This window comes from Pseudoclavibacter sp. RFBJ3 (assembly GCF_002931375.1).
Taxonomy (GTDB): Bacteria; Actinomycetota; Actinomycetes; order Actinomycetales; family Microbacteriaceae; genus Pseudoclavibacter.
Genome location: NZ_PSXZ01000020.1, coordinates 1 through 23,732 on the forward strand (window position 1 = coordinate 1; position 23,732 = coordinate 23,732).

At 69.0% G+C, this 23,732-nt stretch carries 22 protein-coding genes; 14 read left to right on the forward strand and 8 right to left on the reverse strand.

Going from position 1 to position 23,732, the window contains the following annotated elements; translation table 11 throughout:
- From C5E07_RS19270 to C5E07_RS17195, 4 genes are all read right to left on the reverse strand, one after another.
- The coding region (locus tag C5E07_RS19270; protein ID WP_146080639.1) for a hypothetical protein at positions 1-186 on the reverse strand (186 nt) is incomplete at its 3' end.
- 439 nt (positions 187-625) lie between these two features.
- Positions 626-838 (reverse strand): DUF5956 family protein, encoded by a 213-nt coding sequence (locus C5E07_RS17185; RefSeq protein ID WP_104301029.1) that lies wholly within the window; start codon positions 836-838, stop codon positions 626-628.
- A gap of 45 nt (positions 839-883) precedes the next feature.
- Complete coding sequence (locus tag C5E07_RS17190; protein WP_104301031.1) at positions 884-1,864, reverse strand: SDR family NAD(P)-dependent oxidoreductase; 981 nt, start codon at positions 1,862-1,864, stop codon at positions 884-886.
- A 56-nt stretch (positions 1,865-1,920) separates the two neighbouring features.
- Positions 1,921-3,903: a beta-galactosidase gene (locus tag C5E07_RS17195; RefSeq protein ID WP_104301033.1), complete on the reverse strand. Its 1,983-nt coding sequence runs from the start codon at positions 3,901-3,903 to the stop codon at positions 1,921-1,923.
- Between the two features lie 90 nt (positions 3,904-3,993).
- Between C5E07_RS17195 and C5E07_RS17200 the strand changes: the two genes are divergently transcribed.
- Positions 3,994-5,013: an aldo/keto reductase gene (locus C5E07_RS17200; protein WP_104301035.1), complete on the forward strand. Its 1,020-nt coding sequence runs from the start codon at positions 3,994-3,996 to the stop codon at positions 5,011-5,013.
- On the opposite strand, the gene C5E07_RS17205 is transcribed toward C5E07_RS17200, so the two are convergent.
- Positions 5,010-5,969, reverse strand: coding sequence for a LysR substrate-binding domain-containing protein (locus C5E07_RS17205; protein ID WP_258064021.1), 960 nt, complete (start codon positions 5,967-5,969; stop codon positions 5,010-5,012). The two genes, C5E07_RS17200 and C5E07_RS17205, sit on opposite strands and share 4 nt — an antisense overlap.
- A gap of 289 nt (positions 5,970-6,258) precedes the next feature.
- On the opposite strand from C5E07_RS17205, the gene C5E07_RS17210 reads away from it, so the two are divergent.
- The 7 genes from C5E07_RS17210 to C5E07_RS17240 all read left to right on the forward strand — a co-directional run bounded on the left by C5E07_RS17210 (position 6,259) and on the right by C5E07_RS17240 (position 14,111).
- A complete protein-coding gene (locus C5E07_RS17210) occupies positions 6,259-7,557 on the forward strand; it encodes an NAD(P)/FAD-dependent oxidoreductase (RefSeq protein ID WP_104301037.1) in 1,299 nt (432 codons plus the stop codon).
- Positions 7,554-7,988 (forward strand): RidA family protein, encoded by a 435-nt coding sequence (locus C5E07_RS17215; RefSeq protein ID WP_104241681.1) that lies wholly within the window; start codon positions 7,554-7,556, stop codon positions 7,986-7,988. Before C5E07_RS17210 ends, C5E07_RS17215 begins: the two co-directional genes overlap by 4 nt.
- On the forward strand, positions 7,985-8,656 hold the full coding sequence (locus C5E07_RS17220) for a DUF1028 domain-containing protein (protein WP_104301039.1): 672 nt from the start codon (positions 7,985-7,987) through the stop codon (positions 8,654-8,656). Before C5E07_RS17215 ends, C5E07_RS17220 begins: the two co-directional genes overlap by 4 nt.
- Complete coding sequence (locus C5E07_RS17225; protein ID WP_104301041.1) at positions 8,649-9,830, forward strand: M20 family metallopeptidase; 1,182 nt, start codon at positions 8,649-8,651, stop codon at positions 9,828-9,830. The genes C5E07_RS17220 and C5E07_RS17225 overlap by 8 nt, the downstream gene beginning before the upstream one ends.
- A gap of 15 nt (positions 9,831-9,845) precedes the next feature.
- Complete coding sequence (locus C5E07_RS17230; RefSeq protein ID WP_146080640.1) at positions 9,846-10,328, forward strand: hypothetical protein; 483 nt, start codon at positions 9,846-9,848, stop codon at positions 10,326-10,328.
- Between the two features lie 190 nt (positions 10,329-10,518).
- The gene (locus C5E07_RS17235; RefSeq protein ID WP_104301045.1) at positions 10,519-12,012 is read left to right on the forward strand and encodes an aldehyde dehydrogenase family protein; all 1,494 of its coding nucleotides are present in this window, start codon (positions 10,519-10,521) and stop codon (positions 12,010-12,012) included.
- A 92-nt stretch (positions 12,013-12,104) separates the two neighbouring features.
- Positions 12,105-14,111, forward strand: a complete 2,007-nt coding sequence (locus tag C5E07_RS17240; RefSeq protein ID WP_104301047.1) for a primary-amine oxidase — start codon at positions 12,105-12,107, stop codon at positions 14,109-14,111.
- 176 nt (positions 14,112-14,287) lie between these two features.
- Here the strand turns inward: C5E07_RS17240 and C5E07_RS17245 are convergent, their stop codons facing one another.
- A complete protein-coding gene (locus C5E07_RS17245) occupies positions 14,288-15,724 on the reverse strand; it encodes a cytosine permease (protein ID WP_104301049.1) in 1,437 nt (478 codons plus the stop codon).
- Between the two features lie 369 nt (positions 15,725-16,093).
- On the opposite strand from C5E07_RS17245, the gene C5E07_RS17250 reads away from it, so the two are divergent.
- The 5 genes from C5E07_RS17250 (at position 16,094) to C5E07_RS17270 (ending at position 20,922) form a co-directional block, all read left to right on the forward strand.
- Positions 16,094-17,632: a GMC family oxidoreductase gene (locus tag C5E07_RS17250; protein WP_219820127.1), complete on the forward strand. Its 1,539-nt coding sequence runs from the start codon at positions 16,094-16,096 to the stop codon at positions 17,630-17,632.
- Positions 17,633-17,759: 127 nt separating this feature from the next.
- Complete coding sequence (locus C5E07_RS17255) at positions 17,760-18,257, forward strand: Asp23/Gls24 family envelope stress response protein (RefSeq protein ID WP_104301053.1); 498 nt, start codon at positions 17,760-17,762, stop codon at positions 18,255-18,257.
- A gap of 126 nt (positions 18,258-18,383) precedes the next feature.
- Entirely contained in the window at positions 18,384-18,566 is a 183-nt protein-coding gene (locus C5E07_RS17260) for a hypothetical protein (protein ID WP_104301055.1), read from the forward strand.
- A gap of 206 nt (positions 18,567-18,772) precedes the next feature.
- Entirely contained in the window at positions 18,773-19,714 is a 942-nt protein-coding gene (locus C5E07_RS17265) for an alpha/beta hydrolase (RefSeq protein WP_104301057.1), read from the forward strand.
- A 149-nt stretch (positions 19,715-19,863) separates the two neighbouring features.
- Complete coding sequence (locus tag C5E07_RS17270) at positions 19,864-20,922, forward strand: magnesium and cobalt transport protein CorA (RefSeq protein WP_104241670.1); 1,059 nt, start codon at positions 19,864-19,866, stop codon at positions 20,920-20,922.
- Between the two features lie 37 nt (positions 20,923-20,959).
- Here C5E07_RS17270 and C5E07_RS17275 read toward each other — a convergent pair whose 3' ends face one another.
- Together C5E07_RS17275 and C5E07_RS17280 are read right to left on the reverse strand one after the other, a co-directional pair.
- Complete coding sequence (locus C5E07_RS17275; protein ID WP_181058144.1) at positions 20,960-21,811, reverse strand: HAD family hydrolase; 852 nt, start codon at positions 21,809-21,811, stop codon at positions 20,960-20,962.
- A 4-nt stretch (positions 21,812-21,815) separates the two neighbouring features.
- The gene (locus C5E07_RS17280; protein ID WP_104301061.1) at positions 21,816-22,463 is read right to left on the reverse strand and encodes an isochorismatase family protein; all 648 of its coding nucleotides are present in this window, start codon (positions 22,461-22,463) and stop codon (positions 21,816-21,818) included.
- A gap of 140 nt (positions 22,464-22,603) precedes the next feature.
- Here C5E07_RS17280 and C5E07_RS17285 point away from each other — a divergent pair, with 140 nt between their 5' ends.
- Positions 22,604-23,548 (forward strand): GlxA family transcriptional regulator, encoded by a 945-nt coding sequence (locus C5E07_RS17285; protein WP_104301063.1) that lies wholly within the window; start codon positions 22,604-22,606, stop codon positions 23,546-23,548.
- The last annotated feature ends 184 nt before the right edge of the window (positions 23,549-23,732 follow it).

Below are 23,732 nucleotides of genomic sequence, written 5' to 3' on the forward strand. Positions count from 1 at the left end.
ATCGAGGGCGTGCCCGAAGTCGTACGCGGCCGCGTGGGCTCGCAGCTGCAGGGCGGCGCCGGCCGCGAGCATCGCCGCGGCTGCTTCCTCCATCGCGAGAATCTCCGAGCGACGAGCCGCGACAGAAGCCGGGTCCAAAGGGTCGAACCCCGGATCGGCCACGTCGTTGCTGCGGTGCTGTTGCATGGACCCAAGTCTACCGGACCGGTCCGATCTTGAGGAGGTTTGTGCATAACTTTTTCAGGCCCTCAGTGTCGAACGCGGGCGCTTACGAAAGTTATCCCCAGAAACTGCACGTACTCGACTTGACCAGTATTGGTATCTGTGTTCGACGAGACCTCTCACGATAAGGTGAAACAAGATTCACAAAGTTCCTTCGCGCACATGCTGATCTGGGGCAAGCGCCCGCGACGACATTCCGACCCCGCGCCATCGCGGGCTCGCGCGCCCACCTTCGTACCGACTTCCGCGCCTACTCCCGTGCCGGTTCAGCCAGCAGCTCTCGGAGCACGGTCAGCATTCGCTGGGCCGCGAGGCGTCCGTTGTTCGGGTCGATCGCGTGGTGGGCAGCCGTGCACGTGCCGTTCAGCCTGCCCTCGTCGACGCCTGCAGGCAGGCTGATCTCTCAGTCGACGCCGAAAGGCTGCTCGTGAACACCTGCATGGGCGAGGTATTCGGCGGTCATCTCGTGGATGATCGCGCGGATCTCTTCCGTAGCGGGCTCCAATGGGTGGCCGTCTGGGCTGTGCGTCGGGTATGTCGCGGGCCGCTGGCACATGTACTCGGGGCCAGCCAGGTAGGCGATGAGTGCCGTCCATCCGTTCAGGTCGAGGTGCACACGCGTTCCGGCTCGGGGGCTCTCCGTCGGGAATTCGCTCCAGGTTCAGGTCGGAAGCTCTGGCTCGGCGGGCCTGGAGGCCTCGTCCGCGAGGAGTGACTCTGAGAGCTCCCAGAGTCTGCGAGCGGCATCAGGGTCGACGGCGTGCGGGACGACGCCGTGCACGCCGTCGGTGACCTCCTCGACGAGCTGCGCCGGGTGGCAGTCCTCGTAGTAGGCCGGCGTGCCGGGTCCGAGCTCGGCGCGGGTTGCGACGTACACGGACGTCGCGGCGCCCTGCTCGGGTGTCTTGGTCGGGAAGCGTCGCTTCATGTCGGCGAGCACCTCGGGGTCCCAGTGTCGCTGCAAGTTCGTCCAGATCCCGCCGGGCATGACCGCCGCGGCCGTGACGCCGCGGTCGGCCCAGCGACGTGTCGCCTCGAGCGCGAAGAGCACGTTCGCGGTCTTCGACTGCCCGTATGCGAGTCCGGAGTCGTAGTCGTCCCTGACGAAGAAGGGGTCGTCGAAGCGGATGCCGCTCGAGGCGTGCCCGCTCGAGCTCACGACCACGACGCGCGCGTTCCCCGCCTCGGTGAGGGCGGGCAGCAGCGCATTGGCGAGCGCGAAGTGCCCGAGGTGGTTGACGGCGAACTGCAGCTCCCAGCCGCCCGGGGTTCTGAGCTCCGGGGTGTGCATGATGCCGGCGTTGTTCACGAGCAGGTGCAGGGGCCCGGTCCAGGCCTGGGCGAGCCTCTGCACGGTCGCGAGGTCGGCGAGGTCCAGGTGCTCGACGCGCACGTCTGGGTTGCCGGTGGATGCGCGAATGTCGGCCGCGGTGCGCTCGCCGGCGTCGAGGTCGCGGACGGCGAGCGTCACCGCCGCACCCGCCGAGGCGAGCGCGCGGGCCGTCTCGACGCCGATGCCGGAGCTCGCTCCAGTCACGAGCGCGGTCCTGCCGGTGAGGTCGATACCCTCGATGACGTCGAGGGCCGTCGAGCTCGCCTCGAACTGAGGCGTGCCGAACGCGGGTGTCGTCTGGGGTGTCATGACTCGTTCCTATCAGCGCGCCGTGACGAGACCCTGACCGTTTCGGAGTGCGCCCGTCAGTCGTCGGCGCGCGGAACGGCGACGACGCGGACGCTCCCGCCCGGGACGGTGTCGTCGGAGCTCACCGCCCTGTCGGCGAGGAGGTCGTGCCCGACGGTGCCCGCGCCCGCATCCAGCGCCCCGTGGTTGATCTGGAACACGTAGTCGGTGCCGTCGCCGTGGCGCACGACGGTCTCGAGGTCGCTGATCGGTGAGTATGGGGAGTCGGCGCTGTCGAGCACGGCCGTGACGAACCCGTCGAGGTCTGCACCGTCGAGCGCGGTGGAGAGGTACCAGGCGGTGCCCTCTCCGAAGCTGTTCCGGGTGATCGCCGGTCGGCCCGCGCCGGGCCCGTCGGCGAAGTCGGTGACGCTGTGTGCGCCCTGGAGCTCGATGTCGTCGCTCCAGACACGGCCTATCGATCCGTCGGCGAGCGTCGTCCGCTCCCCGGCGCGCAGGGGGAGGAACTCCTCGATGACAAGTCCGAGCACGTCGCGGAGCTGCCCCGGGTATGGGCCGGTCGGCACGTCGTCGTTGCTCGAGACGATGCCGGAGAAGTAGGAGAAGGCGAGCGTGCCGCCTCCTGAGGCGTAATCGCGGAGGTTGGCGGCGGCGTCGTCCTCGATGAGGTACAGGGAGGGGGCGAACACGACGTCGTAACCGGTGACGTCGGCGGCGGGGTGGACGAAGTCGACCGTCACGCCGCGGCGCCAGAGCGCCGAGTAGAACGCTTCGACCCGTTCCCGGTGGTCGAGGTCGACGGACGGCCGCCAGTCGAGGTCCTGCGCCCAGAAGGAGGTCCAGTCCCAGGCGATCGCGACCCGAGCGTGAACTCGGGACCCGAGGATCGGGGCGAGGGCGGTCAGGGCGGCTCCGAGCGCGACCGACTCGCGCCACTTCCGCGATGCCTCGCCGGCCTGGGGGATGAGGGCTGAGTGGAACTTCTCTGCGCCCTTCTGTCCTGCCCGCACTTGGAAGAACAGCACCGCGTCGGCGCCACGGGCCGCGTGCGCGAGGCTGTTGCGCCGCATCTCGCCCGGGCGCTTGGCGATGTTGCGGGGCTGCCAGTTCACGGCGGAGGTCGAGTGCTCCATGAGGATCCACGGCTTGCCTCGGGCGAGCGAGCGCGTCAGGTCGGCGGCGCGTGAGAGCTGGATGTGGTTGTCGTCCTGCTCGGCGGTGAGGTAGTGGTCGTTGGCGACGATGTCGACCTCGTCGGCCCACTGCCACAGGTCGACGCTCGGGCAGATGCCTGCCATGAAGTTCGTGGTGATCGGCTGCGGGGCGTGCTCGCGGATCACGTCGCGTTCGGCCTTGAAGCACTCGAGCAGCGCCGCCGAGCTGAAGCGATGGAAGTCGAGGCGATGGGCGGGGTTGCTCGCCGTTCCCGAGGTGCGAGGGGCGTCGATCTCGTCCCAGGAGCCGTAGCGCTGTCCCCAGAAGTTCGTGCCCCAGGCCGCGTTGAGGGTGTCGAGTGTGGCGTAGCGGTCCTGCAGCCAGGCGCGGAACGCGGTGACGGAGGCGTCGTCGTAGCTCTCCGTGATCGGGGCGCCGTACTCGTTGTGCACGTGCCAGAGCACGACTGCCGGGTGCTGCGCGTAGCGTTCTGCGAGCTTCGCCGCGATGGCCGTCGCCGCGAGGCGGTATTCCGGGGAGCTTGGGCTGACGATGCCGCGCGAGCCGAAGGCCAGGGGGACGCCGTCGCGAGTGACGGCCCTCGTGTGCGGATACTTCCGGTAGAACCAGGCGGGCGGGGAGGCGGTCGGCGTCGCGAGGTCGACGTCGATACCGGCGGCGTGGAGCAGTCCGATGATGTCGTCGAGCACCGTGAAGTCGTAGACGCCCTCCTCTGGCTCGATGAGGGCCCACGAGAAGATGCCGATGCTGACGAGGTTGATGCCGGCGTCGCGCATGAGGCGGATGTCCTCGTCCCACACTTCACGAGGCCACTGCTCGGGGTTGTAGTCGCCGCCGAAGCGGATCTTCTGGGGGCCGGGCATCCACGTCGATGTGTTCACCCGAGAGAGCTTACGTCATCGTAAATCAGGCGCGCCATTGACTTACGAAAGTGAAAGTGGCTGAATCGGTGCATGACCGACGAATCGCGCCCCGCCTACGAGGCCGCCCCCGACCGGTACGAGCGGATGCGCTACAGCCGTTCCGGGAGGAGCGGGCTGAAGCTCCCAGAGCTCTCCCTCGGCCTCTGGCACAACTTCGGGCGGGAGCGGCCCCTCGAGACGCAGCGGGCGATCCTGCGCCGGGCGTTCGACCTCGGCATCACCCATTTCGACCTGGCGAACAACTACGGCCCGCCGCCCGGCTCGGCCGAGGAGAACTTCGGCCGGATCTTCGCGCAGGACCTCGCCGCCCACCGCGACGAGATCCTCGTCTCCTCGAAGGCGGGCTACGCCATGTGGTCGGGGCCATACGGAGAGTGGGGGTCACGCAAGAGCGTGCTCGCCTCGCTCGACCAGTCGCTCGGCCGCCTGGGCCTCGACTACGTCGACATCTTCTACTCGCACCGATTCGACCCGGAGACGCCGCTCGAAGAGACGATGGGGGCACTCGCCACGGCGGTCGACTCCGGACGGGCCCTCTACGTCGGCGTCTCGAACTACGACCCCGCCCAGACGCGCGAGGCGGCGCGCCTCCTCGCGGGCCACGGCATCCCGCTCACCATCCACCAGCCCAGGTACTCGATGTTCGACCGCCACATCGAGCGGGGCCTGCTGCCGGTGCTGGATGAGGTCGGGGCCGGCGGGATCGTGTTCTCCCCGCTTGCGCAGGGGCTCCTCACCGACCGCTACCTCGGTGGTGACGTGCCGGAGACCTCGCGGGCCGCGACGTCCAGGTTCCTGTCTGCCGATGGAATCGACGCCGAGTACCTCGCCCGGGCCCGCGCGCTGAACGACATCGCAGCGGGGCGCGGGCAGAGCCTGGCGCAGCTCGCGCTGAGCTGGGTGCTCCGGCACCCGCAGGTGACGAGCGCGCTCATCGGCGCGTCGAGCGTCGGGCAGCTCGAGCAGAACGTGGCCGCGCTGGAAGCACCGGCGCTGACCGAGGCCGAGCTCGGCGCGATCGAGCCCTTCGCTGTGGATGGCTCTGTCTAGCGTCTGGCCGAACGCGGGGGCTCGCTTAAGCTGGCGTCGGCTGTCGTCCCGAAGAGCTCGCGTGCGAGCTTCGCGATGACACGGACCTTGGCGCTCGGCTTGACTTCGGAGAGGCGCACGAAGCAGACGTCGAGGGGCGCGACCTTCTCGGCGATCGGCACCGAGACGAGTTCGCCTCCGTCGTAGGTCTGCGGCATCTCCGGGCGGTGGTTGAGGATCGAGAACCCGTGCCCGCGCGCGACGAGCGAGCGAACGGTCTCGTAGCTCCTCGAGCTGTAGCGCACGGCGGGGTGCACGCCCGCGTCGGCCAGCATGCCGAGGAAGTAGTCGCGCGAGTGGGCGATGTCGAGGAGGATCAGGTCCTCCTCGGCGAGCTCCGCCAGCTTGATCCGCTTCCGCTGCGCGAGGTGATGATCGACGGGCAGGATGATGTGCGGCGGCGACGCGTACAGGTGGTCGAACGTGAGGTCATGCACCGCCCCGAAGTCGTAGGCGATCGCCCCCTCCACCGAGCCGTTGAGGAGGAGCTCGACCGTGCCGTCGACATCGGCCTCGATGATCTCGATCTGCAGCTCGGGGTGCTCCTCCTTGACCCGGGAGATGAGCCTGGGGAGCACGAAGGGGGCCAGCGTGACGAAGCAGGCGAGGCGCAGGGTCCCGCGCACGGAGGTGTGGTGACCGCGCACGTTGTCGGCGACCTCGTCGACCTGGGCGAGGAGCGGCTGCGCGTCGCGGAGCAGCTGCGTGCCCGCATCCGTCAGTGCGAGTCCCTTGCTGCGCTGGCGGATGAAGAGCTGCACGCCGAGCGACCGCTCGAGCTGGGCGATGGCCGTCGAGACGGCGGACTGCGCGACGTGCAGGTCGAGGGACGCCTCGGTCATCGACTGCTTGGTCGCGGCGGCGACGAAGTACTGCAGCTGGGTGAGGGTCATGTCGAAGCGGCTGGATCTGGCCATGCACGGATGGTATCTCGACTGATGATGTGAGCGACGCTGCAGTTCACGAATTCTGATGCCGTTCTGGGAAGCCGAGAAGCCCTCGTGGCCCGAGATTCCCGGCGATGACGGACCCACATCAAGAGATTCGATGGACTGCCTCGGCAACGCATATTTGCCGCCACTTCCGCGGTGGGGTTTGGTGGGAGTCACTCGGGGCGGACGACGTGGCCGCCCAGCGATCAGGTGCTTCCGGCTTCGGCCGGGGTGTGGCTCGCGAGCGAGTTTCTTCGCCAGCATGGAGGTTCGTATGTCGTTCCAGGAGACGGAAGTGCTCGTCGTGGGTGCCGGCCAGGCCGGAGTCGCGATGAGCGAGCACCTGACGAGACGTGGGGTGCCGCACCTCGTGATCGAGCGGGAGCGCGTCGCCGAGCGGTGGCGGACGGGCCGCTGGGATTCGCTCGTCGCCAACGGGCCGGCCTGGCACGACCGGTTCCCGTCGATGGAGATCGAGGGCGTCGCGCCTGACGCGTTCGCGACCAAGGACCAGATGGCCGACTACTTCGAGCAGTACGCGGAGCGCTTCGGCGCCCCGGTCCGCTGCGGAGTCGAGGTCACCGAGGTGCGCAGGCGCGAGGGCGTTCCCGGCTTCCACGTGCAGACGAGCGAAGGCCAGGTCGATGCGCGCTACGTCGTGGCCGCCACCGGGCCATTCCAGCGGCCCGTGTTCCCGGCGATTGTGCCGGCTGAGACCGGCATCGAGCAGCTCCACTCGAGCGCGTACCGCAACCCGGAGCAGCTGGCCGACGGTGCGGTCCTCGTGGTCGGCGCAGGCTCCTCCGGCGTGCAGATCGCCGATGAGCTGCGCCGCTCCGGCCGGGAGGTCTTCCTCTCCGTCGGCCCCCACGACCGCCCGCCGCGTGCCTACCGGGACCGCGACTTCGTCTGGTGGCTCGGCGTGCTCGGCAAGTGGGAGGCCTCGGCGCCGCCTCGCGGCGCGGAGCATGTGACGATCGCCGTCAGCGGCGCGAGAGGCGGGCACACGGTCGACTTCCGTGCGCTCGCGGCGAGCGGCATCACGCTCGTCGGTCGCACGAACAGCTGCGAGGGCGGGGTCATCAGCTTCGGGCCGGACCTGGCCAAGAACATCGCCGACGGCGACGCCAACTACCTGTCCGTCCTCGACGAGGCGGATGCGTTCATCGCGCGCAACGGGATGGACCTCCCGGAGGAGCCGGAAGCGCGCGTCTTCGGTCCCATCCCGGAGTGCGTCGAGCATCCGCTCGCACAGCTCGACCTGGCTGAGGCAGGCATCACCTCGATCATCTGGGCGACCGGCTTCGCCGTCGACTACAGCTGGCTGCCGGTCGAGGCCGTGGACGAGCGCGGTCGCCCCAAGCAGCAGCGTGGCGTCTCGACGGAACCCGGCATCTACTTCCTCGGCCTGCCGTGGCAGTCCCGGCGCGGCTCGAGCTTCATCTGGGGCGTCTGGCACGACGCGAGCTACGTCGCCGACCAGATCATGATCCAGCGCGGCTACGCCGACTACCGCACGGAACCCAGTACCAGCAGCGCCCCCGTCCCCGCCTCGATCGGAGCTTCGCGATGACCACGCACACCCGCATCCGCCCCTTCAACACGAAGGTGACCTATCCCGAGCAGAACCTCGACAACGACCTCTGTCAGGCGGTCGTGGCCGGCGGAGTCGTCTACCTGCGCGGGCAGATCGGCCAGGACCTGGAGTCGCGCGAGTCCGTCGGGATCGGCGATGTCGAGGCGCAGGCGGAGAAGGCGATGGCGAACATCGCCATGCTGCTCGACGAGGCAGGCTCGTCGCTCGACGACATCGTGAAGGTGACCGTCTACATCATCGACCCGCGCTACCGGGAGCCCGTCTATCGCGTCATGGGGCGGTGGCTGAAGGGCGTGCATCCCGTGTCGACCGGCATCGTGGTGAGCGCCCTCGCGCGCCCCGAGTGGCTCGTCGAGATCGACGCGACGGCCGTCATCAGCACGCCGGCGGACGGGGATGCCCAGTGACGTTCTCCATCGTGGCCAGAGACGAGACGGGAGCCCTCGGCTCCGCGATCTGCTCGTCGTCGCCTGCCGTGGCCGCGCGGTGCACGCACCTTGCCGATGGCGTTGGTGCCGTCAACTCGCAGAACGTGACCGACCCGAGGCTCGGACCGATCCTGCTCGAGGCGCTGCGCACGGGCGCGTCGGCTCAGGAGGCGCTCGACACCGTCACCGCGCAGACGGAGCACATCGAGTACCGGCAGCTGCTGGTCGTGGATGCGGCTGGCGGGTCGGCCGTCTACTCGGGCGGCCGGGCGCTCGGCATCTTCGGCGACAGCCAGGGCCAGGGGGTCGCCGCGGGCGGAAACATGCTCGCAGCGGCCACGATTCCAGACCTCATGGTGGCCGCCTTCGGCAGCGCCGAGGGCGAGCTGGAGGAGCGGCTGCTCGCTGCGCTGCGGGCGGCCATCGCGGCCGGCGGCGAGGCTGGGCCGGTGCACTCGGCGGGGCTCTCCGTGGTTCGGGCCGCTGGCTGGCGGGTGACCGACCTTCGGGTCGACTGGACGGACGCCGACCCTGTCGCCGAGCTCGGTGACCTCCTCGAGGTCTGGCTGCCGCAGCGCGACGACTACGTCTCCCGCGGCATCGACCCGACGGCGGCTCCCTCCTATGGGGTGCCCGGAGATGAGTGACCTCACCGTGGAGGACGCCAAGCGCCGCGCAGATGAGCGCGTCTCGGAGGCGGCGCCGTCGCTCATCGCGCTCTCCGAGCGTCTGCACGCCAACCCGGAGACCGCGTGGCAGGAGCACCAGGCAGCCGAGTGGGTCGCGACCGCGCTGGAGGATGCGGGCTTCGCGGTGCAACGCGCCTACCTCGGCTTCGCGACGGCCATCCTCGCCGAGTACGGCACGGGGCCGCTCAAGATCGGCATCATGGCCGAGTACGACGCCCTCCCGGGACTCGGGCACGCGTGCGGCCACAACCTGATCGCGGCCTCCGCGGTCGGAGCGGGCCTCGCGCTCCTCCCGCTCGCCGAGGAGCTCGGCGTGACGGTGCGCGTCTACGGGACACCCGCGGAAGAAGGCGGCGGAGGAAAGATCGAGCTCATCGAGGCCGGAGCGTTCGCCGACCTCGACCTCGCGATCATGGTGCATCCTGCCCCCGTCGACGTCGCCGAGGCGAGGCCGTTCGCGGTCTCCCACAGCCACATCACGTACGAGGGGGTCTCGGCGCACGCCGCGGCGTATCCGGACGAGGGCGTCAACGCGAACGACGCGTTCCTCATCGCGCAGCTCGCGCTCGGGCTGCTCCGACAGCAGCTGCCCGCCGACACGCGCGTCCACGGGATCCAGACCGTCGGCGGGTTCGCGCCGAACGCGATCCCCGAGCACACGGAGGGGCGCTGGTACGTGCGCGCCAACACGCTCGAGGAGCTGCACCGGCTCGAGGAGCGCGTGAACCGCTGCTTCGAGGCGGGGGCGCTGGCGAGCGGCAGCACGCTGCGCATCGAGCCGGAGAGCAAGCCATACGCGGAGTTCCGGACCGACGAGCAGGCGCTCGCGGCGTACACGGCCAACGCGATCGCCCGCGGTCGGGTCTTCGCCGACCCGTCGACTGCCGGTCGCATGAACCGCGCCTCCACCGACATGGGCAACGTCTCGCAGCTCGTCCCCGCGATCCACCCGTACATCGGCGTCGACTCGCTGCCTTTCGCCAATCACCAGAAGGAGTTCGCAGCGGCCTGCGTCGGGCCCGCCGCCGAGCGTGCGCTGGTGGATGCGTCGGTGCTGATCGCCTGGACGGTCATCGATGTCGCGTCCGCCGCAGCATCCGCGTCCCGCTCGGACGGCCTCGGCGAGGGCTGACGCCCCGCCTCGCTCATGAGCACCATGGTGAGGGGCATCCCGCGGACCACGGGGCAACGACCGGGAGCCTCCTGGTGGATGCACCACGCGGTCATGCTCGTCGCGATGATCCCGTGCCTCGTGAGTGCGCACGAGCCGATGCTGCACGTCGGGGGAGCGGTGCTGATCTACCTGCTCTGCATGGCGACCGCCCGTCGATGCCGGAGGGACGGCCAGTACCTGCCGGCCCTCGTGGACGAGCTTGCCATGCTCGCGCTGCTCGTGGCCGGCTTCCTCGCGGGCCACGCCGGCGAGGCGACGCTGGCGTCGTCGCACCACGGGAGCCAGGGGAGTGTGCAGCTCGCGCACCTGATCGCCGCCGCGACGGCGTTCGCCTGGCTGACGGCACGCGGGCTGCTGTGGCGAGACCTCGCCATGGGTCCGAGGCTCGGGCAGGTGTCGTTCGCCGTCAACGCGACGATGGTGGCCTGGATGCTCGTGGCGACGCTCGCCGGGTGAGCCTGCCTGCGACAGGTCGGCATCGAAGATGCAGATGCAGTAGATCGAAATCGTGTGCTTGGTAGATGTGCCGACGTGACGCAGTGTGGATGCACCACCGACAGCGATGTCGCTCGGCCACGCGCGGGTCGACGACACCGCTGAGCATTCCAGAGCACGACCCGAGTGCCCCCGACGAATGGAGACGCAGATGGAAGAGCCCACCTCGATCGACTGGCACGCCCGCTCTCAGTCCCTCACGCCAGATGGGCGCCTCTTCATCGCCGGCGTCCGCGCCCACGCGTCGGACGGCGGCGTCGTCTCCAGCATCAACCCCGCGACGGCCCAGGCGTTCGCCGCAGTCGCCGCCGGGACCACGCAGGACACCGAGCGTGCCGTCGCGACGGCCAGGGCCTCGTTCGAGGCCGGCACGTGGAGCGGCCTCGCCGCCGCCGACCGGGGCCTGATCATGCAGCGCTGGGCGGACCTCGTCGAGCTCCGCGCCGAGGAGTTCGCCCTCCTCGAGACCCTCGATATGGGCAAGCCGATCGGGCAGTCCATGACCGTGGATGTTCCCGGTTCCGTCGCGACCATCCGCTGGTACGCGGAACTCGCGGACAAGCTCGGCGACGAGGTGCCATCGACGCCCCCTGGATCGACCGCGGTCGTCTCGCGCGTGCCGCTCGGCGTCGTCGCCGCCATCACGCCGTGGAACTACCCCATGGAGATCGCCTGCTGGAAGATCGCGCCCGCGCTCGCGGTCGGGAACAGCGTCGTCCTGAAGCCGGCTTCTGAGTCGTCGCTGACCGCGCTCCTGCTGGCGGAGCTCGCCGTCGAGGCAGGGGTGCCCGCCGGTGTCCTGAACGTCGTCACGGGCTCCGGCCGCGTCGTCGGCGAAGCTCTCGCACGGCACCGTGGCGTCGACGCCCTGACCTTCACCGGATCCACTGCGGTCTCGAAGCGACTGCTCGTGGCGTCCGGCGAGAGCAACATGAAGCGCCTCTCGCTCGAAGCTGGCGGCAAGAGCGCGAACCTCGTGTTCGCCGACGTCGAGTCGGTCGAGCTCGCGGCCGAGAAGGCGGCCTTCGGCGCCTTCTACAACCAGGGTGAGGTGTGCTCGGCGAACTCCCGCATCTACGTGCAGCGCCCCGTGCTCGACGCCTTCATCTCCGCCTTCCGGCTCGCCGCCAGCTCCTACGCTCCCGGGGATCCCCTCGACTGGTCGACCGGCGGCGGGGCGCTCGTGAACGAGTCCCACACGGACGACATCGAGCGTGCCGTGGATGCTGGACGCTCGGCTGGCGACATCCTCTTCGGCGGCGAGCGCATCGAGCGCGGAGCGTCGCGGGCGTTCTACGCGCCCACCGCGGTGGCAGGCCTCGACGCGAAGCACCCGCTTGTCGTCGACGAGCTCTTCGGGCCCGTCGCCACCATCATCGCCTTCGACGACGAGGATGACGCTGTCCGCCAGGCGAACGACTCCGCCTACGGCCTCGCGGCCTCGGTCTGGACCTCGAACTTCGCCAGGGCGCACCGTGTCGCCGACCGGCTCGTCGCAGGAACCGTCTCGGTCAACACCGTCGACGCGCTCGGCCTCACGACGCCGTTCGGCGGCTTCCGCGAGTCCGGGTTCGGGCGCGACCTGTCTCGCCACGCGATCGACAACTACGTCGGCCTCAAGACCACCTGGTTCCAGCACGGCTGAACCGCGTGCCGCACCGCGACCGCGCAACGGTCGAGCGGTGCTCCCGATCTCCGACGGGGAGAGTCCCCGTCGTTCCGCGCGAGGAGGCGCTCATGACCACAACAGAACCCCTGCACACCACGGGTCAGCGGGTGTCGCACCTCGACGAGGTCCGGCATCCGCTCGACCCGCTCACCGCCACCGAGATCGAGCGCGGCCGTTCCATCCTCGAGGCCGAAGGGCTCCTCACCGAGCAGAGCCGGTTCCCGAGCGTCATGCCCGTCGAGCCGGACAAGGAGTTCGTCCGCGGCTACACCGAGGGCGGCCCGCTGCGCCGCCGCGTCGAGTACGTCGTGCTCGAGACGGACACGGGCGTCTCCACCGAATACGTCGTCGACCTGGACGCCGGCGTCATCGCATCCCGTGACGTGGTGGCAAGCGGGGAGTTCCCCTACGGGCAGCCCGCCTACCTCTTCGAGGAGTACGACCGCGCGATGGAGATCGCCAAGTCGAGCGAGGAATGGCAGGCCGCGATGCGCCGCCGCGGCCTCGAGGATCGCATCGAAGACGCGTTCTGCTCGCCGCTGGCCCCCGGCTACTTCGGCTACGAGGACGAGATCGGGCGACGGATGATCCGCTCCCTCACCTTCCTTCGCGACCACCCGGACGACGTCGCCTGGGCGCACCCCGTCGAGGGCCTGCTCGTGACGATCGACCTCACGACCGGGAAGGTCGTGAGCGTCTTCGACGAGGGCGACGTCGTCACCGCGGCGACCTCAGGGCGCTACGACGACGAGCACGTGGGGCCGGCGCGATCCACGCTCAAGCCCATCGAGATCACGCAGCCGGAAGGCCCGAGCTTCGCCGTCGACGGCTCCCTCGTCGACTGGGAGGGGTGGCAGTTCCGCGTCGGCTTCAACGCGCGGGAAGGGCTCGTCCTCAACCAGCTCAGCTTCCTCGACGGCGAGGAGCGCCGACCGATCATGTACCGCGGCTCCGTTCCCGAGATGATCGTGCCCTACGGCGACACCTCCCGGAACCGGTACTGGATCAGCTACTTCGACGCCGGCGAGTACTACCTCGGCAAGAGTGCCAACTCGCTTGCGCTCGGCTGCGACTGCCTCGGCGTCATCCACTACTTCGACGGCATGAGCCACGACGACCACGGACATGCCATGCGCGTGCCCCAGGCGATCTGCATGCACGAGGAGGACGCGTCGATCCTCTACAAGCACACCGAGTTCGGCTACGGGACGGATGTGCGTCGGCAGCGGCGCCTCGTCATCTCCTACATCGCCACGGTCGGCAACTACGACTACGGCTTCTACTGGCACCTGTACCTCGACGGCACCATCGAGGTGGAGGCGAAGGCGACCGGGCTCGTGTTCAACGGCTCGGGAGTGCCAGGGGCGTCCGAGGCGCACCGGCTGGAGATCGCGCCGGGGCTGTTCGCGCCGGTGCACCAGCACATCTTCTGCGCGCGGCTCGACATGGAAGTCGACGGACCGGACAACTACGTCGACAGGTCTGAGGTGCGACGCATCCCAATGGGGCAGCAGAACCCCTACGGCAACGCCTTCACGTGGGCTCGCGAGCGGATCGAGACCGAGGGCGGCTTCGACGATGACCGCTCGGTGCGACGGACCTGGCACATCGGGTCGAACGCGCGCCGCAACGCGATCGGCAAGTCGACCGAGTACGAGCTGCTCGGCGAAGGGTGGCCGACGCTGCTCGCCGACCCCGAGTCGAGCGTCTACCAGCGAGCGACCTTCGCCGCCCACAACACGTGGGTCACGAAGTACCACGAGGACGAGCGCTGGCCGGCCGGCAAGTACCCGAACCAGCACGCGGGCGGCGCGGGGCTTCCCGCGTATGTCGACGATGCCGAGTCCGTCGACGGCGGGGACATCGTCGTCTGGCACTCCTTCGGTCCAACGCACCTGCCGCGCCCGGAGGACTTCCCGATCATGCCCGTCGACATCTACCGTCTCCAGCTGAAGCCGTACGGCTTCTTCGACCGCAACCCGGCGCTGGATGTGCCCGACTGGGCGACACGAGGGGCTGGCTCCTGCTGCTCGCACAGTGCGGAGCGCAGGTACGGCCGCATGCCCGCCGAGTAGGCCACGACTCGAAGGTGCGCCGCGCGGAGATCCGCGTGGCGCACCTTCGCGTGTGGGCCGAGAGCCGGGGCCGACGCCGAGGGTCGGGGCGGACACCGAGAAGCGGCGCTGACACCGAGAATCGGGCCCGGAGCGAGTGCACTCGCTCCGGGCCCGATGTCCTTCTCCGTGCGGGGCTAGCCCTTGGCGACGGCCCCTGGAGCGGTGGAGTCCACCGCGACGGGCGCGCTCACGAGGTCGCCATCGTCCCGCTTCGTCACCTTGACGAGCACCAGGTAGGCGACCGCGCTGACGACGAAGCCGACGATCCACGCGACATCCACGTTCCCGAGGGGAGCCGCGAGCGGGCCCGTGTAGAACGCGGAGATCATGAACGGTGCCTGCGCGAGAAGGCCGAGCGCGTAGGTGCCGAGGCCGACGGCGTTCCAGCGACCGTAGCGTCCGCCGTCGCGCTCGAAGAGCTCATCGACGGCGTACTCGCCCTTCCGGACGATGAAGTAGTCGACGAGGTTGATGGCGGACCAGGGGATGAGCACGTAGAGCAGCAGCGCGACGAAGCCCTGGAAGACGACCATGAAGTCGGAGTCGCCGGCCATCGCGCCCAGCGTGGCGATGACGCCGCAGATGATCGTCGCCGTCACGCGGGTGCGGCTCGTGATCGTGATGCGGCTGAAGCTCGACTGCGCCGCGGTGAGCGCGCACATCACACCCGAGTACAGCTCGGCGGCGTTGATGACTGCGGCGGTCAGGCCGAAGATCAGCAGCACGACGATGCCGACGGGACCGAGCAGCTCGGCGAGCGCACCGAGCGGGTTCTCCGGGTTGGCGGCGCCGAGCAGCACGCCGAGGACCATGACGAACACGCTGCTCAGGACGAGCCCGAGGTAGGTCGCCCAGAAGGCAGCCGCGGGGCCCGTCTTCTTGGGGAGATACCGGGAGTAGTCGGAGACGTAGGGAGCATAGGCCAGCTGCCAGACGATGCCGATGGCGAGCATCCCGAAGAAGCCCTCCGTCGTGAAGCCGGCCTCGGCGCGCTGCGAGGTGACCGCCGGGTTCATGAGCAGCCCGACCATCGCGACGATGACGGCGACCGCGATGAGGGTCGAGAGCACCTTCATGATCTTCTGCAGCAGGTCGTAGCCGACGATCGCGATGACGATGCCGACGACGGCCAGCACGGGGATGGTCAGCGAGCCGGGGAGCCAGGGGAAGACGGCGACGAGGCTGTCCTTCGCGACGACCAGGATGCTCGCGAAGAAGCCGAGGAACATGAGCAGCGCGATGGCCGCCAGCAGGCTGCCGCCCAGGTAGCCGAACTGCGCACGGGCCTGGAGCATCTGCGGGATCCCGAGGTGCGGGCCCTGGGAGGCGTGGAGGGCCGCACCGAACGCGCCGATGAGGTTGCCCGTCAGGATGGCGACGATGCTCCAGCCGATCGAGAGGCCGAATCCGCCGCTTGCGAGTGCCCCGGTGACGACGGTGAGGGGCAGCATGTTGATGCCGACCCAGATCGCGAAGAGCGACCAGACGGATCCGGTCCGCTCGTTCTCGGGGATGGGAAGGATGTGTCTGGTCTCGAATTGGACCACGGATGTTGCGGGTGTTTCGGGCATGGCGAACTCCAGGGGTCGGCGTCGTTGCCGCGTCGCAGTCCTGGCCTCAGATCTGGCGGAAGGAGTGCGGTTGCGTGCTTCGAACCTAGCCGCGCGGCGGCCCTCGGTGGATAGCGATTGGCGATCAGCCGCATCGCTTCGCGAGATGCGCCGCGGTGGCGGATCGCGGCGTTCATCGCGCGGCATCCACTGGAGGGCCCAGGATGGAGCCCCGACGTTTCTCATTCGTTTCAGGAATGTTGAGGCGACTTTGCATCACGGAAAGCGATGCACGTCTTCACGCTTTCGTATTTGCGTCGCCACGGTCGAAGCTCGGATGCTGGGAGCGAGCCCGAGTCGCAGACCGGCATCAACCGAGCGGAGTCGCACGTGAACGCAGAAGTCCAGCAGCTGTTCGACTACGTCGTCGTCGGCGGCGGAACAGCGGGGAGCATCGTCGCGTCGCGCTTGAGCGAGGACCCGAGCGTTACCGTCGCGCTCATCGAGGCTGGGCCCAGCGACGTCGACGAGCCGCGAGCCGGCAGCATCCGTCGCTGGGCCGAGATGCTCGAGGGCGAATACGACCTCGACTACCGCAGCGTGCCGCAGGCCCGCGGCAACTCGTTCATCCGTCAGGCCAGGCTGCGCATCCTCGGAGGCTGCTCGACCGCGAACACCATGATCAGCTGGCGCCCCCTGCGCGGCGACCTCGAGGAGTGGGCGGCGGCGGGAGTCGAGGGGTGGGGCTACGAGGAGGTGAGCCGGGCCTTCGACCGGATCGCTGCGCCGATGGTTCCGGTCGCGGATGCTGACCGCAATCCGTACATCCAGGATGCGGTGACCTCCGCTGCCGCGGCGCTCGACCTGCCGCAGCGACGCCGGTGGAATGCCGAGGAGTTCGTCGAGGGTGCTGGCTTCTTCGAGATCGGCTACTACCCGGAGAGCAACAACCGAGCCTCGAGCTCGCGCGCCTACCTCCACGACAACCTCGACCGGCCGAACCTGACGGTCGTGCTGAGCTCCATCGTCGAGCGACTGACCATCGAGGGCGGCCGTGTCACGGGCGTCCTCATGCGGCCCGAGCGCGGCGAAGCGCACCAGATCACGGCGCGGCGCGAGGTCGTCCTGAGCTGCGGCGCCATCGACACCCCGGCGCTCTTGCAGCGATCCGGAATCGGCCCAGCCGAGGTGCTGCGAGCTGCCGGCGTTGAGCCCATCCTCGACCTGGCCGGGGTCGGCGAGAACCTCCAGGATCACGCGGAGGGCCTCGTCGTCTGGGAGGCGAGCGGCGAGCGCTCCGAGGTGTGCGCGACGGGCTGGGATGCCGGCTACGTCGTGCGCGTCGACCCAGAGAGCGCCGTCCCCGACATCTCGACGCACATCCCGCTCCACTCCTGGACGGTGCACGCCGAGCGGTTCGGCGCGGACATCCCGGCCAACAACGTGTCGCTCGCGCCGAACGTCGCGAAGCCGCGCAGTCGTGGACGCGTGTGGATCACGTCCCCGTCGCCCGACGGGGCCCCGTCCATCGACTACGGGTACTTCACCGATGCGGACGGCCGTGACGAGGCCATGCTCGTCGAGGGTGCCAAGCTCGCGCGCCGAGTCGCGCAGCAGGAGCCGTTCGCCTCGCACCTCGTGCGGGAGGTGTTCCCCGGCCCCGACGTCGTGTCCGACGACGAGCTCTCCGAAGTGCTCCGCGCGACGCACCAGACCGTCTACCACGTGTCCTGCACGGCACGGATGGGCGCGGCGGGGGATGCGCTCGCGGTGGTCGACTCGAGGCTGCTCGTGCACGGCATCGAGGGCCTGCGCATCGCCGACGCGTCGGTGTTCCCCACGATCCCGGCGCTGAACCCGGTCGGCACGGTCATGACGGTGGCGGAGCGCGCCGTCGACTTCATCCGCGAGGACGCCGGGGCGCGCTGAGCTCCTCCCTGAGCGTTCGCCGAGAGGTTCGAGAACTTTGTGACGCAATGGCGGTGGACCACGTCTCCCTTGTAACGCCCCACAGCGGTGCACCGGCACCAGGGCTCGAAACCAAGGAGAGCATCCCATGACGAACGTCACCCCCAACGCTTCCGCCACCCCCAGCACCGTGGCAGCGCCGAAGACGGACGCGGCCTCGAAGAGCGTCGTGACGTCCGGCCACGCGGGCACTGAGCTCGCCTCCACCCACGGCACGACGACCGTCGTGGACAGCGTCGTCGCCCGTGTCGCCGGCATCGCTGCCCGCGAAGCCCGTGGGGTCTACGACCTCGGTGGCGGTGCGGCCCGCGCGATCGGTGCCATCCGCAATGCGCTCAACGCGAGCGACCAGAGCCAGGGCGTGAGCGTCGAGGTCGGCGAGAAGCAGGTCGCCGTCGACATCACGATCGTGGCTGAGTACCCGGTCTCGCTGCAGGATGTCGCCGACGGCGTCCGCGCCGACGTGATCCGCGCCGTCGAGTCGATCGTCGGCCTCGAGGTCACCGAGGTGAACGTCACCATCAACGACGTGCACCTGCCGAGCGACGACAACCAGGAAGAGCCCGCAGAAGCGCGCGTCCAGTAGTCAGCAGCACGAAGCCAGCGCGCCTCCAAGCGGGTGCCTGGCCTCGGAACCCATCACCTCAGCCGGCCTGGCCGCCGATCGGCGGCCAGGCCGCGCCAGTTAACACACCCCGAAAGCGAGTCACCCATGTTCCTGCGAATCGTCACCTTCGTGCTCGGAATCGTCGTCAAGAAGCGCAGCGCCAAGAAGAAGCGCCAGCAGCAGGCGGACGCCCGCGCCAAGCACACCGCGAAGTCCAAGAAGTCCGGCAAAGCAAAGCACGGTGCCCGCTCGAAGCGGAGCTCGAGCAGCCGCGGCCGTCGACGCTGACCCTGCGTCCGTGCATCAAGCCCGCCCGTTCCCGTGGCCCAGCCCGGCCGCCGTCGCAGAGGCCGTCGCGGTCGCCGCTCGCTCGGTCCACGCCTGAGGACGCCATCGGCTGAAGGCCAGAACTCAGGCCTTCGGCCGATGCGCTCGGCCAGTCCGAGCGGAAGACTCATCTGGTCGGCGCGTGGTGCGCCGCAGGAGAGGCGTGCGTGAAGAAGTTCGTGAAGAGGGCACTGCTCGGGGTTGCGGCGGTATGCACGGTGGTCGCGCTCGCGTTGGTGTCGACGACGGTCGTGCACGCGGTGGCGTCTGGGATCGAGAGCGGCCGGATCGAGCAGTACGGGCAGAAGGTCGACGTCGACGGTCGCCAGATGAACGTCCTCGTCGCGGGCGACGCCGCCGACACGATCGTGCTGCTCCCCGGCTCCGGCACGGCGTCCCCGGTCCTCGACTTCCAGCCCCTGGTCGACGACCTGGCGCGGGATCACCGCGTCATCGTCGTCGAGCCGTTCGGCTACGGGCTCAGCGATGGCACGGATCGAGAGCGCACGACGGAGAACGTCGTCGCGGAGGTTCACGCGGCGCTGCAGGAGCTCGGCGTCGATCGCTACATCCTCATGGGCCACTCCATCGCCGGCATCTACGGGCTCGAGTTCGCCGAGCGCTACCCCGACGAGATGACGGCGTTCGTGGGCATCGACACCAGCGTCCCAGGTCAGCCGGGCATGGACGAGGAGTTCCCGACGGGACTCTTCGCAGCGGTCAGGAACCTCGGCCTCATGCGACTCATCACCGCCGTCAGGGGAGTCGGCTACGAGGAGCCCGTCTACACCGATGAAGCTCGCGAGCAGATCACGCTCATCAGCAACCGGAACTCGCTCAGCCCGACCTACCTCGACGAGATGGACCACTTCGGGAGCAACTTCGGGAACGCGCTCGGCACGAGCTTCCCGGAGCAGCTGCCGCTCCTCCTCTTCGTGGAGGCCGACAACGCGAACAACGGCGACTGGATGGGCCTCCACGAGCGGCAGGCCGCCGAGGTCAGCGACGGCACGGTCATGCCCGTGGATGGGGAGCACTACCTCCACCACACGCACGCCGCCGAGATCGCGCAGGACTTCCGGGAGTGGCAGCTGGCGCGTTCCCTCTGAGGGTTCTCGCTTGCCGGTGGATGCATCGGCGGCTGGTTGTCGACGTGCGAGGAAGTAGTGTCAGTCGGCGGGGCGGCACCATGGTCCGCGGCTGATCGCTCAGCTGCCGTGGAAGCCCCACCGACATCCGACGTGCTAGGAGGGCAGCCATGGCCTTGATCGACAATGGGATCTACGTGAAGGGGCGTCGCTGCTTCACCCCTGTGACGCTCGATGAGACGTTCGAGAAGCTGCGTGAGCACGCTGGCATGGCCTGGATCGGCCTCTTCCAGCCGAGCAACGAGGAGCTCGACGCCGTCGCCAAGGAGTTCGATCTGCATCCGCTCGCCGTCGAGGATGCACGGGTCGGGCACCAGCGGCCGAAGATCGAACGCTACGGCAGCACCCTCTTCGTGGTGCTCCGACCCGCCTGGTACGTCGATGCCACCGAGACGGTGCACTTCGGCGAGATCCACCTGTTCGTCGGCCCCGAGTTCGTCGTCACGGTCAGGCACGCGGCACGCCCGGAGCTGGGAGACGTCCGGCACCGGATGGAGCAGAGTCCCGCCCTCCTGAGCCTCGGCCCCGAGGCTGTCCTCTACTCGGTGCTCGACCAGGTCGTCGACGGATACGCCCCCGTGACCGCCGGCCTCGAGAACGACATCGACGAGATCGAGGATCAGCTCTTCGCGGGCGACGAACGCGTCACGCGCCGCATCTACGAGCTCCTCGGTGAGGTCATCAACTTCCAGCGGGCGACGAGTCCGCTGCGAACCATCCTCGAAGCGCTCCTGCGGGGCGCCGAGAAGTACAACACCAGCGAGGAGCTCCGCGCCCGCTACCGAGACGTCCTCGACCATTCGCTGCGCATCGCGGAGCGCGCCGACTCCTTCCGCGTGCTGTTGGAGAACGCCCTGACCGTGCACAGCACGTTGGTCACGCAGCAGCAGAACGAGGCCATGCGGGAACTCTCGGAGGCCAGCCTCGCGCAGAGCGAGGAGACGAAGAAGCTCTCCGAGCAGAGCATCGCCCAGAACGAGGAGATCAAGAAGATCACCAGCTGGGCGGCGATCCTCTTCGCCCCGAGCCTCGTCGGCACGGTCTACGGCATGAACTTCACGAACATGCCGGAGCTCGAGGCCGAATGGGGGTACCCGCTCGCGCTCTTCGGGATGCTAGCGCTCGGCGTCGTCCTCTGGTCGGTCTTCAAATGGAAGAAGTGGCTCTAGGCCGTGTCCGACGAGGTGTCGCCGACCGCCCTTGAGCTCACCGGCCTGCGTGCGCCTCGATGAGGCCGAGACGCACGAACGCCGCGTGGAGTCCGTCCCCGTCCACCGCCCCGGTGACGAGGTCGGCGGCAGCCTTGGCCTCGGCGGTCCCGTTGCCCATCGCGACGCCAACGCCGCACGCGACCAGCATCTCGAGGTCGTTGCCGCTGTCTCCGACGGCGATCGTGTCCTCCATGCCGAGGCCGAGCACGGGGAGCAGGGCCTCGATCGCCGCCGCCTTGTGGACGCCGCGCATCGAGATCTCGCCCCCGCCGTTGCCGAGGCCCGGCATGGTGCCGCCGACGATCGCGTACGCGCTCCCGAGTCGGGCCTGCACTCGATCGAAGGAGGCCTCGTCGTCGCTGCTGAACACGACCTTGGCGGTCTGGTCGAACTTCATCGGGCCGGAGTCGACGACGTGGTGCCGCAGGCCCGAGTTCTCGATGTCCGTGTAGCCGAACCCCGTGAGCAGGCGCCGCATGCGCGAACGGTGCCCCTCGGTCGTGTGCATCCCGTGTCGCCCCTGCAGGCTGTAGTCGATGCCGAGATCGTCCAGCTCCGCGGCCAGCGAGCGGGCGTCCGCCTCGTCCAGGTGCAGGTCCACGAGCCAGGTGCCCGCGTGCTGCACGTAGGCGCCCGCGCCCGCGACCATGCCGTCGAAGCCGATCTCCTCCACTCGGGGGTCGATCTCGAGCGGGCTCCGGCCGGTCGCGAGGAAGACGAGGTGACCCCTGGACTGGGCCGCGTGGATGGCCACCGCCGCGGAGGGTGGCACGTTGCCGAGCCCGTCCGTCAGGGTTCCGTCGATGTCGAGGAACACGGCCCGCCGAGAAGTGGTGCTGATCGTCACCTGACTATTGTCCAGCCTGACGGGCCGAGCGCGCGACACCGGCCACGGCCGAGGTCGGCAGGTTGTCCTTCGGGAGTGGCTGCCCCGTCTCGACGGCCGCCATCCAGTCGCCGCTCGCCGTGACCGCCGCGAGATTGGAGTGCAGGAGCGCCATCAGGGTGGAGTGCACGGTCTTCGCCGATGCAAAGCCGGCGCTGTTCGCGAGGTTGATCGCGCCCGTCGCGTCGGAGAGTACCTCCACGTCGATGCCGAGTTCCTCAGCAGCCACAGCAGACGCGATGATGCAGTTGTTGGTCATGTAGCCGACGAACGTCACCGTGTCGACGTCAGCCGCCCGCAGCCAGGCGAGCAGCTGGGTCTCGGCGAAGACCGAGCTGAAGCGCTTCGTGATCGCCTTCCACGCGGGCCGCCGTCGTGCCTCGACATCGGGGTGCAGCGCGAACTCCGGCATCGTCGGGTTGAACACGGGAGCCTGATCTCCGGACGAGTGCTGGACGACGGCGATCGGAATGCCCGCCGCCTCCGCGGCGTCGATCGTCGCCGTGATGCGAGGAAGCGAATCAACGTGGGGCGGGTGATGGATCTCGAGGGGCCCCGAGAAGTACTGCAGCTGGACATCGACGAGGACAAGTGCTCTGCGAGGGGAGGTCATGATCTGCGCTCCTATTGGGGTGCGGGGTGTGGGTTGGAGCGGCGGCGCGTCGCCCGCATCCATCATCTGCCTTCGCTGCGAGGGAGGCTATTGGCAGAAAAACCTCTCTACGATGGAAACACGCCAAAGAAAGCAGGGACATGAGAATTGCCGTGTACGCGTTCAATGGCGCGACGATCTTCCACCTCTCGGTGCCCCACCTCGTCTTCGACGAGGTCGCGCGCAGCGGCGCCGCGCCCTGGGAGACGTTCCTCTTCTCCGACGAGCCAGGGTCCATCCGAACCGCCGAGGGGTACACGATCGGCGACATCCGAGGACTCAGCAGTGCCGCAGACGCCGACATCGTCGTCATCCCGTCCTGGATCGAGGACGGAGTTCCCCCGGCAGCGGGCCTCACCCGGATGCTGCGGGACCAGCACGACCTCGGCATCCCCATCGTCGGCCTCTGCCTCGGCGCGAACGCCCTCGCCGACGCGGGCCTCCTCGCCGGCCGCAGTGCCGTCACCCACTGGACGAGCACGGCAGAGCTCGCAGGGCGCCACCCCGACATCGACGTCCAACCGGCCGCCCTGTACCTCGACCACGGCGACGTCATGACCTCTGCGGGGACCGCATCCGGCATCGATGCCTGCCTTCATATCGTGCGAACCAGACTGGGGTCCGAGGTCGCGAACCGAGTCGCCCGTCACCTGGTCGTGGCACCCCACCGTGAGGGCGACCAAGCCCAGTACATCGAACGCCCGGTCCCGCCAGAGGCCTCAGGGGGAGCGATCGCTGCGACGTGCGCGTTTGTGCTCGAGCACCTTGCGGATGACCTCAGCGTCGACCGCCTCGCCACCGTCGCCCACCTGAGCCAGCGGTCGTTCGTGCGCGCCTTTCGGGAATCGACGGGGGCGACCCCCGCAGCTTGGGTGAGGTCGCGTCGCCTCGACGAAGCCCGCCGCCTGCTCGAGACGAGCGACCGCGCCATCGACCAGATCGCCGCCCTCTGCGGCTTCGGGAGCCCGGTCACGTTCCGCCAGAACTTCGCGACCGCGTTCGGCAGCACCCCGTCGAGCTACCGGCGCCGCTTCGACGCGCGCTGAGGCCCAACAGCGCCGCCGACGCCAGCAGCACCGCCAACGCGGTTTCCCATTTCTCACTTCTCACACCCTCCGCGAGCGCGCGTGCCAAGGAAGTTGCCTCGGGGAAACAGCAGCACGCACCTCGTGAAACATGCGGTTTCTACGCTCTGAGCATGTCAGCGACCACCCGTCGCCGTTCATCAAC